Annotated in this window: 21 protein-coding genes; 18 read left to right on the top strand and 3 right to left on the bottom strand. The window is 41.9% G+C overall.

Going from position 1 to position 12,102, the window contains the following annotated elements; translation table 11 throughout:
* Positions 1-3 precede the first annotated feature (3 nt).
* The 3 genes from NYE25_RS14525 to NYE25_RS14515 form a co-directional block, all read right to left on the bottom strand.
* Positions 4-396 carry a hypothetical protein gene (locus NYE25_RS14525; RefSeq protein ID WP_341146214.1) on the bottom strand — a complete coding sequence of 131 codons (393 nt, stop codon included), beginning with the start codon at positions 394-396 and terminating at the stop codon, positions 4-6.
* Positions 397-474: 78 nt separating this feature from the next.
* Complete coding sequence (locus NYE25_RS14520) at positions 475-885, bottom strand: ImmA/IrrE family metallo-endopeptidase (protein WP_341146213.1); 411 nt, start codon at positions 883-885, stop codon at positions 475-477.
* Positions 886-902: 17 nt separating this feature from the next.
* Positions 903-1,337 (bottom strand): helix-turn-helix domain-containing protein, encoded by a 435-nt coding sequence (locus tag NYE25_RS14515; protein ID WP_341146212.1) that lies wholly within the window; start codon positions 1,335-1,337, stop codon positions 903-905.
* Between the two features lie 222 nt (positions 1,338-1,559).
* Here NYE25_RS14515 and NYE25_RS14510 point away from each other — a divergent pair, with 222 nt between their 5' ends.
* From NYE25_RS14510 to NYE25_RS14425, 18 genes are all read left to right on the top strand, one after another.
* Complete coding sequence (locus tag NYE25_RS14510; protein WP_341146211.1) at positions 1,560-1,769, top strand: helix-turn-helix domain-containing protein; 210 nt, start codon at positions 1,560-1,562, stop codon at positions 1,767-1,769.
* Positions 1,766-1,954, top strand: a complete 189-nt coding sequence (locus tag NYE25_RS14505) for a helix-turn-helix domain-containing protein (RefSeq protein ID WP_341146210.1) — start codon at positions 1,766-1,768, stop codon at positions 1,952-1,954. The genes NYE25_RS14510 and NYE25_RS14505 overlap by 4 nt, the downstream gene beginning before the upstream one ends.
* 53 nt (positions 1,955-2,007) lie before the next feature.
* Positions 2,008-2,292, top strand: a complete 285-nt coding sequence (locus NYE25_RS14500; RefSeq protein ID WP_341146209.1) for a hypothetical protein — start codon at positions 2,008-2,010, stop codon at positions 2,290-2,292.
* Positions 2,249-2,470, top strand: coding sequence for a hypothetical protein (locus tag NYE25_RS14495; RefSeq protein WP_341146208.1), 222 nt, complete (start codon positions 2,249-2,251; stop codon positions 2,468-2,470). The genes NYE25_RS14500 and NYE25_RS14495 overlap by 44 nt, the downstream gene beginning before the upstream one ends.
* Entirely contained in the window at positions 2,467-2,871 is a 405-nt protein-coding gene (locus tag NYE25_RS14490; protein ID WP_076106876.1) for a hypothetical protein, read from the top strand. Before NYE25_RS14495 ends, NYE25_RS14490 begins: the two co-directional genes overlap by 4 nt.
* Entirely contained in the window at positions 2,864-3,247 is a 384-nt protein-coding gene (locus NYE25_RS14485) for a hypothetical protein (RefSeq protein WP_076106874.1), read from the top strand. Before NYE25_RS14490 ends, NYE25_RS14485 begins: the two co-directional genes overlap by 8 nt.
* A gap of 117 nt (positions 3,248-3,364) precedes the next feature.
* On the top strand, positions 3,365-4,531 hold the full coding sequence (locus NYE25_RS14480; RefSeq protein ID WP_341146207.1) for a hypothetical protein: 1,167 nt from the start codon (positions 3,365-3,367) through the stop codon (positions 4,529-4,531).
* Positions 4,532-4,812: 281 nt separating this feature from the next.
* Positions 4,813-5,190: a hypothetical protein gene (locus NYE25_RS14475; protein ID WP_341146206.1), complete on the top strand. Its 378-nt coding sequence runs from the start codon at positions 4,813-4,815 to the stop codon at positions 5,188-5,190.
* Between the two features lie 12 nt (positions 5,191-5,202).
* The gene (locus NYE25_RS14470) at positions 5,203-6,750 is read left to right on the top strand and encodes a PcfJ domain-containing protein (protein WP_341146205.1); all 1,548 of its coding nucleotides are present in this window, start codon (positions 5,203-5,205) and stop codon (positions 6,748-6,750) included.
* Positions 6,747-7,748 carry a DUF3102 domain-containing protein gene (locus tag NYE25_RS14465; RefSeq protein WP_341146204.1) on the top strand — a complete coding sequence of 334 codons (1,002 nt, stop codon included), beginning with the start codon at positions 6,747-6,749 and terminating at the stop codon, positions 7,746-7,748. Before NYE25_RS14470 ends, NYE25_RS14465 begins: the two co-directional genes overlap by 4 nt.
* A 386-nt stretch (positions 7,749-8,134) precedes the next feature.
* Positions 8,135-8,329, top strand: a complete 195-nt coding sequence (locus tag NYE25_RS14460) for a hypothetical protein (protein ID WP_341146203.1) — start codon at positions 8,135-8,137, stop codon at positions 8,327-8,329.
* On the top strand, positions 8,326-8,709 hold the full coding sequence (locus tag NYE25_RS14455) for a hypothetical protein (RefSeq protein WP_341146202.1): 384 nt from the start codon (positions 8,326-8,328) through the stop codon (positions 8,707-8,709). The genes NYE25_RS14460 and NYE25_RS14455 overlap by 4 nt, the downstream gene beginning before the upstream one ends.
* Entirely contained in the window at positions 8,699-8,983 is a 285-nt protein-coding gene (locus NYE25_RS14450; protein ID WP_341146201.1) for a hypothetical protein, read from the top strand. The genes NYE25_RS14455 and NYE25_RS14450 overlap by 11 nt, the downstream gene beginning before the upstream one ends.
* Positions 8,943-9,284 carry a hypothetical protein gene (locus tag NYE25_RS14445; protein WP_341146200.1) on the top strand — a complete coding sequence of 114 codons (342 nt, stop codon included), beginning with the start codon at positions 8,943-8,945 and terminating at the stop codon, positions 9,282-9,284. Before NYE25_RS14450 ends, NYE25_RS14445 begins: the two co-directional genes overlap by 41 nt.
* Positions 9,285-9,473: 189 nt before the next feature.
* Positions 9,474-10,721 carry a PIN-like domain-containing protein gene (locus NYE25_RS14440; RefSeq protein WP_341146199.1) on the top strand — a complete coding sequence of 416 codons (1,248 nt, stop codon included), beginning with the start codon at positions 9,474-9,476 and terminating at the stop codon, positions 10,719-10,721.
* A 429-nt stretch (positions 10,722-11,150) separates the two neighbouring features.
* Entirely contained in the window at positions 11,151-11,453 is a 303-nt protein-coding gene (locus NYE25_RS14435; RefSeq protein WP_341146198.1) for a DUF3467 domain-containing protein, read from the top strand.
* On the top strand, positions 11,446-11,856 hold the full coding sequence (locus NYE25_RS14430) for a hypothetical protein (protein ID WP_341146197.1): 411 nt from the start codon (positions 11,446-11,448) through the stop codon (positions 11,854-11,856). The genes NYE25_RS14435 and NYE25_RS14430 overlap by 8 nt, the downstream gene beginning before the upstream one ends.
* Positions 11,843-12,094 (top strand): DUF2283 domain-containing protein, encoded by a 252-nt coding sequence (locus NYE25_RS14425; RefSeq protein WP_341146196.1) that lies wholly within the window; start codon positions 11,843-11,845, stop codon positions 12,092-12,094. Before NYE25_RS14430 ends, NYE25_RS14425 begins: the two co-directional genes overlap by 14 nt.
* The last annotated feature ends 8 nt before the right edge of the window (positions 12,095-12,102 follow it).

Below are 12,102 nucleotides of genomic sequence, written 5' to 3'. Positions count from 1 at the left end.
AAATTATTGATAGGCACTGGGTGTGACCTCAGAAATAAGAAATCCACCAAATTTCTCATTAATCATTTTTAATCCGTATTGTCTAGATTTAATTGTATTTCCTGTAGGCTCCCTTTCAAGCTTGTATTCTTCTATCCATACTTTCCCCCATGAACTCACGGTAATGTTATACCCAGAAGGGAGGCCTTTTTGTAACTTTCGAGCTTCTAGCAAAGTTCCAAAATCCTTAGCTTCCTGTAAAGTGTCAAATCGAGGAGATTCTGTTTCTTTACTGATTTTCTTTTCGACTCCATCTTCAATGACAGTGGTAGGAATGTAATAACGATAAGTGTACTTACCATTGCGCTCACGGATATTTTTCGGTAACTTTCTTTTGGTGTTCTGTTTCTTTATCATCCTTATTATTCCTTTCTCAGAACAGGTGTTCTGTTTTTTGATATATGTAAACAACCTTTCAGCTGTGAAGCATGGAGGTTAGTAGAAGATATGAAATTGTTCTGGAATTCCGCAACGCATTAAAAATTGATATTTTGTCTCGTTTTGTTCGGGGGTCAAGTCTCCAACTAATAGATGCAAGGCAAATTGATTGGCTTCCCTTTCTATCCTATCCACAGAGAATAGAGTATTTCCTCTTAGAAATGGTGTGTTTACACCATGATGGAGGAAATGATGACCTAATTCATGGGCAACTGCGAAAGGTTGATTGAACCCCTGAAGTAGAGAATTAACATGAATTATAGGTATTCTACAAATGCAAGTGTAATATCCCCATGTGTCTTTTCCAAGTTCTTCGTATAGAACCGCGATACTTCTCTCAGATGCAATTCTTGATGGGTTATTGGTTCCATGGGTTTGAATGAGTTCTCTAATTATGTGTTTTCCCATGCCTTTTCTCCCAGAACTTAATCTCTGAATTTTTTTGGAGTGAACTTTTTCTTTGCCATCTCCTTTGACATCCTTAGTGTGTTTTCGAGTGAGATTCTTAATAATTCACGATCCTCGTCATCCATAGGTTCTCCCATAAAAGCAAAAGAGGCATTGCTGTTGAGATCGTTCATCATCTTTTCCAATTCTTTGGCGATGTCACGCTCGTCTTTTTCTGATAATGCATAATAAGGCTTGTCCTCTTGCTGATCCTTACTTTCCTCTGATACTCCCATCAGGTAATTAACGGTTACTCCGAAATAATCGGCAATTTTTTGAAGCTTTTCACGTTTGGGAGTGTATTTTCCTTGTTTCCAACTAGTGAGCGTCGCTGTAGTGATCCCTGTATCTTTGGCTACTCGATATGCTGTAATGCCATGTTGATTTAAAAGATCCTCAAATTTTTCGTACATAGTTTTCCTCCGCACTTTATCTCACGAAAAATAAGTTAGAAAACAAAGCTATTTACCGTTGACCAGCTTAGAAAACTATGCTAATATACAAACATAGCTTAGATAACTGAGCTAAATAAAACGGGTGATAGCTTAGAAAACTTATTTAACTTAGGTGGTACTTTGATTATATAAGAAATCTTAGCTATCAGTCAATACTTTTATTGGAAGGAGATATATATTGTGTATGAAAAATTTTTTGAGTTGTTAAAGAAATCTGGTAAGACACCATATCAGGTTGCAAAAGATACAGGAGTTTCGACAGCAACTTTAACAAACTGGAAGCAAGGTAACTACAAACCAAAAACAGATAAGCTGAAAATATTAGCAGACTATTTTGATGTAACTGTTGACTTTTTCTTACAAGTAGATGAAACGGCGGTGAGAAAATGAACGCGACAGAGAATTTAAGACCTACGATTGATGTGCTCGAAGCTGCCGCTTACTTGAACGTAAGCATATATACCGTAATCAATCGCATTAAATCAGGTAAATTGAGGGCCTATAAACAGGGAAATCACTGGAAAATCAAACGAGAATGGCTTTTGCAATACGAGACTGAGCTCATTTCGAGCTAACATATATCCATCAAAACATCGTATAAACAATCTATTCATAGGAGGTATTACTTTTGAAACTTACGGTCAACATGCTACGAAATGTATGTGCTATGTACCTGACACTTCGCGATCAGGCAGAAGCAGAAGGATTAAGCCAAGCAGCTGAAAATGCCACAAAGGGATATCGTTTCTATCGAGAATTACTTAACCAGGTATACGAAAAACGGCCATCCGGGGTAGGAGCCGGACAGCCGTCACTTAGTTGGAAAATAACAATTAAGACAAGAATACCACTGCCAGGAGGTGTTGGCAATGGCAAAGAGAGTGCGATCTGTAGATCGGACGGAACTTCGTAAGGAGCTTCGTAATCTTTATCTCGATCAATCGGATTATCTTTTGAATCATAGTAAACCATCTACGGCGATCAATTATAAGATCGACAAAGCAAAAGCCGCACTAGCCAAGGTGGACTGTGCATCTATTCATAAAGATACTCCACAGCGTCCAGGGGTTCGGAAAGCGAGGAAGCTATGAAGGATGAAGAATTAGACTGGCACATCGAACAAAGCAATAAACTGCGGGATCAGGCGAAGGCATACGACGAAGACGCACCAGGTGCAATGGTTGAGATCGTTCGCCTCTTAACGGCAGCTTATGATCTTATGGGTCGGATCTCCGCACAGATGGACGGAGACTATGAAAAAGTCTATACCCTGCGGCAGAACACATTCACGCTAGCCAAATCTCAGGCAAAAAAGGGCGATAAAATCTTGACGGCTGAACTGGCCACAATGGAGCTTCGTAATCTTGAGGCTGAGGCCTACGAACAGAAAATGTTCTGGCGTAACGAAAGGGAATCCGTAAAAGAAAAAATATACGAACTTAGAATGCGTGTCCGAATTGATATGCAAACAGGAGGTATGGCTAATGGGTAGCTTTGATTTTCGCCCGGTTCCCAAACCGGAACATAAGCGTGCTAAGCGTAAGCAGGGCCAGGAGACAGCCATTACAGCTAAGGTAGACAAAGAGATATACCGTCGGGCAAGCGAGGAAGGGTATACCGTCTGTGAGCATTGCGGCTGCAGCGTACCGAGATTTCGGTTTGAGAGGTGTCACATGCTCAATGCCTCCCAATATGGGACAGGCCGGGCTCCCTGGAACGTGGTTATCTTGTGTGGTCCCCGTAATGACAACGGGAGTTGCCATCATTGGGCAGATGAGACCATTGAAGGGCGAGACTGGAAGGCACGGAAGCAAGCAGAGCTTTACCTTTACTACACGGCTGGAGAAGGTCAGCAATATTGGAAATAAGGGCATGCATTGTGTCCGGCGGATGTCCTATGGAAATCCATCGGATAACAACCGGACAACGCGCGGACGTCCGTAGTATGTCCAGGCATTGTCCGTGCAGGAGGCGGTGAATAGCAATTGAGTGAGTCAACAGAAGCCCAAAGGTTATGGATCAAGAGCTATCAAGCGACGGATCGAGACCCCATTACACGACGATTTTGTCGTTCAACTGGTCTTAGTACCCCCGCCGCAGTAGGCACACTACACATGCTCTGGTGGTGGGTGTTGGACTGGGCGCAGGACGGAGATATCAGCAAATATCACGACATCGATATCGCTGATGCAGTTAGTTTCGAAGGTGAACCAGAAGCACTCATGAGAGCTTTGATAGATGCGGGGTATGTCGTTGAAAACCAGTCTGGGCGCGAGATTGCGAACTGGTTCAAAATCGGTGGACAGATCATTGAGTCCAAGAAAAAGGATGCTGAACGCAAGGCCGAAGCTCGGGAAAAGAAGCGGTTAAAGAAGGAGGGGCTTTTGGATGTCCAAGGGACGTCCACCGGACATCCACCGGACAGCACAGGGACATCCAATGGAGTTCCACCAGAAGTCCGCTCTATAGATAAAGAATTAGATTTAGATTTAGAACTAGATATAAATAAAGATTTAAATATAAACGGTGATGCAGATCAAAATCAAAATTCAGATCAAGATCCGAATCAAAAGTCAGAAACGAAGTCCAAACAGACCGCCGACGAATTGAAAGCGACGAACGAGGCGGCTACAAGCGGGAAAAATGGTTCAAAAGGGCGGCAAAAACCCGTCTACGAACCGGACAGCCCGTATATGAAAATGGCCATGTACTTCAAAAGTAAGCTTGACGAGCTGGCAAAAGTTTTAGAAGTAGATGATCTGGCACCGAAAGCGAACATGCAGACGTGGGCGGACGATTTCCGGAAGTTGGTAGAGCTGGACAAGCAATCTGACAAGCGTCTGATCATGGATGTAATGGACTGGCTGCCAAAACATGATTTTTGGCGCAAAAATGTGTTAAGTGCAAGTACATTTCGGGATAAATGGACGACGTTGCTTGTTGAAATGCGCTCTGGTAAAACATCCACGTCCAATAAGGGTTCCGGCGGCGGGGGCCGAGGTTACGGCAATCAAAAGCAAGTGATTCCGATTTCACAAGATGATGGAACGGCCGGAACGCCTACAACATCGGAATTTGATGCCATGATGAAGAAGGCAGCGGACCTGAAGGCTTCAAAAAATCGGGAAAAGGAGGCATTCAATAACCGATGAGCTACCTTTCACGCGCTCCTGGGATGCACCGCTGCATCTGTGGCTGGGAAGGTAAGCCCCAGCGGGATAAGAAGGCTAAAAACCCCGTTGATAAATGTCCGCAATGTTCCGAGAAAACTGTACTTATACCTTTACGGGAGATACCCGGATTCTGCTTCTGTTGTGCTTCCACAAACGGGAAGCTGCAAATTATAGATCATACGATGGTCCGCGAATGCCGCATATGTGGCGCAAAACTCAATTTACACACGGTAAAGCCGTGGATATGGGAGGTCAAAGGGATGGTACAAGCAGTAAATAAGCTTAGAACGGAAATGGAAGCGTCGAAGAATCCCTATGTGAAAGTAGTTGGAGAACATCTACTCAAGGTGTTGGAGATCAATCCTGCTGCAGCTGAGAAGGTACTGGCTGAGGGTAAGACCATTGCGGGAGCGTTAACTGCAATGAAAACTGAAGCTTCCAAGAACAAATTTGATGGCATGGCAATGCTGACGGATGAAGAGGGTTATGCCATTGCGTTGAAGTATTTCGGATTTACCGGAACAATTCCCACTCCTGCAGTAGCACCGGCTCAGGCAGCTCCTGAGCCGCCACCCGCTCCGGTGACTTCACCGCCAACGTTTGGCATTTCTGTTGATGATTTGTTTGGCGATCTGTAAAGGGGGAGCGGGATGGAATACAACGAGTTCAAAGCTCACTTTCCAGCAGGTGAGAGCAAAAAAATGGAAAAGTTTGTAGTCGATATTGTGATGAAGGATAGCAGATATCTATTTTTTAAGCAGAAAAACGGCATTCAATTGGCTTACTGCTCCCATTGCAAACAAACTCACGTCCCTGTCGTGAAGCTCCGGCACAAATCTATTGAACGGATGGTTTGCCCCAAATGTAAATCGAAATGCCGAGTGATAGCTGACTGGATGGGGCGGAAATACATGTCAGACAGAGCGGCTTTCGTGTGGTATGAACGATCGATTGTCGATCCTAATTCTATAACTGCCAAGGTTTACTCTGTCTATTGGGATTTCAGTGGAGAGTTAGGAGCAATCAAGAGAAGCTGTTGCTCCAGTGATGAATATCTCTTCTCTCCCGGAAAGAGTTTGTATTTCCGTTCACCTTCTGGACCAAAAGCAGGAGTTCACAGCGCATTTGATAGGTACTACTCTGGATTTGGAAGCTATCAGAAATTTATGAGTAAGGAGAACATTAAGCGTGCGGTTAGAGGTACGCCGTTTCAATATTCAACATGGGAGCAGTACACACGGTATGAAAATAGAAATTATGTTTCTGATATGACTGAGTTTTTTGATCTGGCTGCAAGGTACCCTTGCATTGAGTATCTGACCAAAAGCGGATTTGGTAGTTTTGTGTGGGCCAAGCTTTACAAAAGTAACACCTGGGGAGCTATAAGCTGGACAGCAAGCACTTTGCCTAAGGTTCTGCGCTTATCAAAATCCGAACTAAAGGAAGTCCGCGCACTCGGTAAGGAGATTACGACGAAGCAATTGAGATTCTATCAGCTTCAGCGTAAAGCGGGGCGGAAAATAACAATTTCCGAAGCGGTTATATTGTCTGAAGTCAGCGATGGTTATTACGAGGGGATATTTAACTCGTTTGTGAACTCGTCAGACGAAACGACTGTCTTGCGATACATCATGAAGCAAATCCGTAATGACCATTTCTCTACAGCTACCTCAATGCTTACTGACTGGAGGGACTACCGGGAGGAATGTAAGCAGTTACGTATGGATTTTAATAAAGAGCAATACATGTACCCAAGTAACCTGAGAGCGGCACATGCTGAGACATCGAAGAAAGTTAAATATAAGCATGATAAGAAAATGGACCAGAGGATAAGAAAACGGGTTCCAGATCTAGAGGAGACTTACGGCTTTGAATCTGCCGATTTGATTCTACGGCCAGCGCAGTCTTCGGAGGAATTGTTTAACGAAGGTGCATATCAAAGTATTTGTATCGGAGGTTATACAGACCGCTACGCTACAGGAACGATCGACCTTTTCTTTATTCGTCGAAAGAAAGAACTGGACAAACCATTTTACGCTGTTGAGATTGTCGATGGAGTGGTACGGCAATGCCGAGGTAAAGGGAACTGTTCTGCTACGAAAGAGGTCGAAGCTTTCATGGAATCATTCAAGCGGGAGAGGCTTTCCAAGAAACGGAATTCTAACAAATCCAATAAAATCCAGGGGGTAGCAGTATGACGCAATTATCTATGAGAACACCAGAAGTTATTGCCATTGAGATAAACAGTATTCGGGACCAGGCACAGCGGATTCTCCTTTCCGCCAGTGTAGAGATCGGCAGAAGGCTGACAGAAGCTAAGGCAATGCTTCCGCATGGAGAGTGGGGCAATTGGCTTGCTGATTCGGTTGATTACAAGCAGAGTACAGCCAACAACCTTATGAACATCTTTGAAAAATATGGCTCTGATCAGCTCAGCCTTTTCGGTGACAACACAAATTCCCAAGCGTTTGCGAATTTGACCTATACACAGGCAGTCGCATTACTCGGTGTTTCGGACGATGAGCGGGAGTCATTTGTCATTGAAAACAATGTTTCTGAAATGACAACCCGAGATCTGCAGGCGGCAATTAAGGAAAAGCAGAAGGCAGAGAAGGAGCGTGCAGCAGCTGAAAAGGCCAAGGAAAAGGCTGAGAAAGACGCCGAGAAGGAACGGAAGGCCCGCGAAAAGCTGGAGAAACAACAAGAGGACCACGCGTCTATTGTGCAGCAGCTGCAGGAACAACTTGACGCTGCACAAGCCGCTTCTGCCGCTGGCGATGATGGTGCAGCTGCCGAAGCAGAAGAAGCCGCTGAACAGCTCCGGGCAAGCTTGTCCAAGTCAGATGAACAATTGATTGAATCTCAGAAGCGTGTCAAGGAGCTAGAAGAGGCTCTGAAGGCGAAGCCTGTAGAGGTAGCTACAGCAACGGAGACGGTATTCGAAACCTCACCGGAAGTACTTGCAGAATTGGAAGCACTCCGGAAGAAAGCCGCTTCAGCTACAGGTGAAGATACTGCAATGTTCAAGGTACATGTCAAGAGCCTACAGGATAGCTTTAACGCAGTTATCGGGGTCATTACAACGTTGAAGGGAAAGGACACTGAGGTTTCAGATAAGTGCGGGACTATCCTAGTCGGAGCAATCGAGCGGATGCAAAAGATGCTGGTTGTCGTTACGCAGAAAGCGTCTGAATAATGTTATTTTTCTTTAGCATCAATGATCCTGAGGTAACCGACATTGAAAACCTCTTAGGCGAGAGCATTCAGATAATGAGGCAATACCATTGCTATCAAACACATGTAGGGCAAATAGCTCATTATTACGCACTGACTGCTAATTCACTGTATGACTTATCCATTGCTGAGGATTCGAATTATAGCCGTATATTTGCTCGTTATGATCGTTCCATCATGGAGCGGGACAATGATTATTTCTGTGGGGCTAAAAACCCGCTCATGAATCGCATATTTCGGAGAGAAGTTTAAGAAAGGGTGAATAACCAGTGGGTAAATGGATGTGGTAGATAGAACGATTCTCCGTCCATTACCTCTGGAAACTAAATGACTCAAGGGGGACATTTCATGAATGACTGGCACTTTGCGAATAAGGATAAGGAAGCAGAGAGGGCAGCAGGTGGACAGGGAGAGATCCGTTGCTCTCAACTCACACCAGAGGAGCTAGAGGTGATCCGAGTGAAGTATCCAGCTCCTACCGGTGTAAATGCTAAAAAGCCAATTCCAATATATGAATTCAAGCCACGGAAGGAGCTTTTATGATTGCTAATGAAATTACGATATCGGAACTGGATATACCCAAGACCTTAAAGACCATAACGCATTTGTTCGAACAATACCGAATAAGAAAGTTCGTAGTTGGTCAGGAGAGGGAAGATGAATTTATCAGTTGTATTGTTCAAACAGTAAACCGATTGCCAGAAGAAGAACGTGTACTAATCGAAGAACGGTATATGAGAAATGACTATATTAAAGATTGCCAAGTATATAATTGTAAGCTGGATTATCCAATAAGCAAGGACACATATGTTAAGCGGCGGAATAGAGCAATCCTGAAGTTAATCCTTGTCTTCTGCGATACCGGGTTTGTAAGGATTGATGAACTACTGAAAAATAGAGAAGGTGATTTTCTTGAAGGTTAAGGAAGTTCAGAAAGCATTAAAGACCGGTAAGCGATTTTTCAAAGATTGGAAGTTTGAAGATCCTGTTGAAGTGATAGCCTGGGGGAATGCATGGGTCAGATATACATCGCCTATCATGACCCACTGGATTTCAACCAACATACGAACGTTCGCTATGGGCTTAGATGGAGTATATAAGCAAGAAGGGGAGTGTTCTTCTGGGGGCGGTGGTACAAATGGAGTTATTCCCAAGGGTGACGAAAGCGGACAGAGAGGCTACCAAAGCTTTACTTAGGGATTACCCCCGGTTATGCCGGACAATCACAGTGTACCAAGCCAAGGAGTCGCTGACGAAGCTGGAGGTGCAAGTGCTCTTGGAATCAAAGAAACAGGTTGAGGAAATGAACGCAGCCTTTGAGCTTATTTTGGATGAGGAGGTTAAGGACATCATCAAGCATCGATATGTGAAGGCTCGTAAGCATAAGCTGACAATAGCAACTTATCGTGCAACATCCAGCGAGGCGACCATTAACAGGCGGATAGACGTTGGCGTGGAATCCATAGCTGAATGTCTCAAACTAGCCGGTATTATCTAACACTAAATAGGATAAGGGACATGGAGCAATAATTGCACTATGTCCTTTTTTTTGTAAAAATACTTAAAGCGTTTTAACTCATAAACTATGTCTATTTGTAGATTGTTTACATCTTTTAGAGGTATTACCTAAGATGTTATTGAATTATATGATTGGTGAAATTGGTGAATATGAAAGGAGCAAACGATAGTGAGGAAAAATTTTGAAATATTCTATGTGGCAAGTGAGGAAAATATAAAGACTCTTTGGGATAATGCTGTTTTTGTTTTAGATGCTAATGTTTTACTGAATTTATATAGGTATTCTTCTGACACTTCACAAACCATCATGAAACTTCTAGAGAATATATCAGACAGACTGTGGATACCACACCAAGTTGCTTTAGAGTATAACTTTAATAGAGTAAAGGTGATTAATGAGCAAATCGCTGCATATAGGAAGGTTCAAAATTCAATTGAAACTGCTTCAAACCAAATGATCGGTTCGATAAGTAAGGACTTGAATACATATAAGAAAAGACATCCGGTTATTAACGTAAGTGCAATTACGGAGAAAATTGAATTGTCTATAAAAGCAATAAAGGATGAGCTGTTAGATCAAGAAAAAACACATCCGGATTTCCTTTATAAAGATGATATTCGTAATTTTTTAGACAAACATTTTGAGGATAAGGTAGGAGGAGCTTATAATCAAGCTCAATTGGATTTAATCTTTAGTGAAGGTGAAGAACGATACAAACAGGAATTCCCACCAGGATACAAAGATTTAGAAGATAAGTTAGGTAAATTCAAACATCATGGGGATATTGTTATTAAGAGTGAGTATGGTGATCTAATTGTTTGGAAGCAAATTATTGATTTTGCAAGAGATCAAGAAAAATCAATAATATTTGTAACAGATGATGCAAAAGAAGATTGGTGGTTAAGAGATCACGGAAGAACCGTAGGCCCAAGAATTGAACTGTTAAATGAGTTTCACCATGAGACTGGGAAACAATTCTACATGTATGAATCTCATCGATTTATAGAATATGGACAAAACTACTTAAACCAGCAGGTCAACAAAGCTGCTGTTGAGGAAATAAAAGAGTTCACAGATATATTTTACGAAGGAAAATCAAAGAAATTAAAAGAGGGAAATCACAGAGGATTTGTTGAGAAGGAGATTCCTTTACATAAAGGGGATAAAAATTCCAAATTAATTCATTATATAACTCTTCTCAATGAAGAAGAAGAAAAGAAACATATTAAATATGGGGATATCGTCAAACATGACGGTTTTGGTATTGGGATAGTCAACTCTATTGATTATGAATATGTATCTAAACAAACAGGCCGTGTAAGAGCAAGAGCAGAAATAATATTTGGTGAGGGTAAAGGCGTAAAAAGGATATTTGTTGACAGGCTTAGAAAAATTGAATTAGATGATGCTGAATAAGTACCACGAATATTGTATAGGCTGATTTTGAGACTAAGCTGAGACTAAAATGAGACAAGAACAGACTTACAGTAGGGACATAGGACGGAACAACGTCCGGGTGTCCCTGCTGCCCCTTATCGCTGCAGGACTCGTCAGAGCTGAGCAGTGATGATGCCCGTTGCAATAGCAACAGATACCAAAGGGGCAGAACTGATAGCACTTGTAGCTAGTAGATGTTGCGGCGGTCTGATGCGGGGGACGAGGGTTTAACAACTACTCTCAACACGCTAAGCCCGAGCGTGAAAAAATACGGGTATTTTTGTAACAATTTAATCATAAGAGTATAAAATAGTAAGATAAAACCGACGATACTAATAATATAGTGTTTATATAATATTCATATTGGTGTAATATGGGTAATATTATAGTGATAAGGAGATTTTAACAATGAATGAAAATTCACAATCACAATCACAATTACCTATTTACACCAACTCAGTATCTGTGAGAATTTCAATGTATGATTTCACTCTAGATGTAGGATATACAGATGATGGGACAACTCAGGATATGCTAACACGTATAGCAATGAGCCCTCAACACTTTAAAGCTATGGTAAAAATGCTTGGAGCAAATTTGCAGGCTTATGAAAGGGTTTATGGTGAAATCAGTACAGCAGAAAATACGGATGTTTTAAAAATGATGGAGCAGGCATATGAAGCGGAGAAAGGCACGTTAATAAATGGATGAGCATGAACGTGAAATTCCAGCTGAGAAAAAGTCATTAAACAATAGCACAGCTGAGGCTCCAATACTGGTATTTTCAACTACCGATCCATTAGGTAATACTGTGCAATTAAAAACATCAACTTGGAATATGCATGTTCTTGATGGGGATCATTACAGACCAGAGTTCATTGGACAAGAGGAAGTTATAAAACGTGTTATTGAGGATCCTCAGTTTATTATTCCAGATGTTAAGGAAAATAGACAACGATATTATGGTCTTGTACATCTGACCACAAATAATAAAATAAAACCTGTTAAGGTTGTAGTTGATCATTCTACTTCTCCTAGTGATATTTGTACCGTTTTTTCAATGTCAAAGATGACTGAAACAGGAGAAAGAGGTATTACATATGCCCGAAAATAAAATAAGATATGATGACGAACATGACGTTATGTATGTCTTTTTCGGCAGACCGCAAATGGGATCTGAGGAAGAAGTTGCACCCGGTATTTATCTGAGAATTTCTGATGAAACAGAAGAAATTATCGGCATTGTGATTACTGACTTCAAATCAAGGACCAAAAAAGATTATTTGGCACTACCATTTTCTATTGACTTGACTTCGATTTTTCCAGAAAACAATAGCAAACACATACAATAAGAGATAAA

The sequence above is a fragment of the Paenibacillus sp. FSL E2-8871 genome (assembly GCF_038000345.1).
Lineage (GTDB): Bacteria > Bacillota > Bacilli > Paenibacillales > Paenibacillaceae > Paenibacillus_AQ.
The sequence above is the reverse complement of the archived record's forward strand: the minus strand, read 5'-3'. Positions and strand labels throughout refer to the sequence as shown.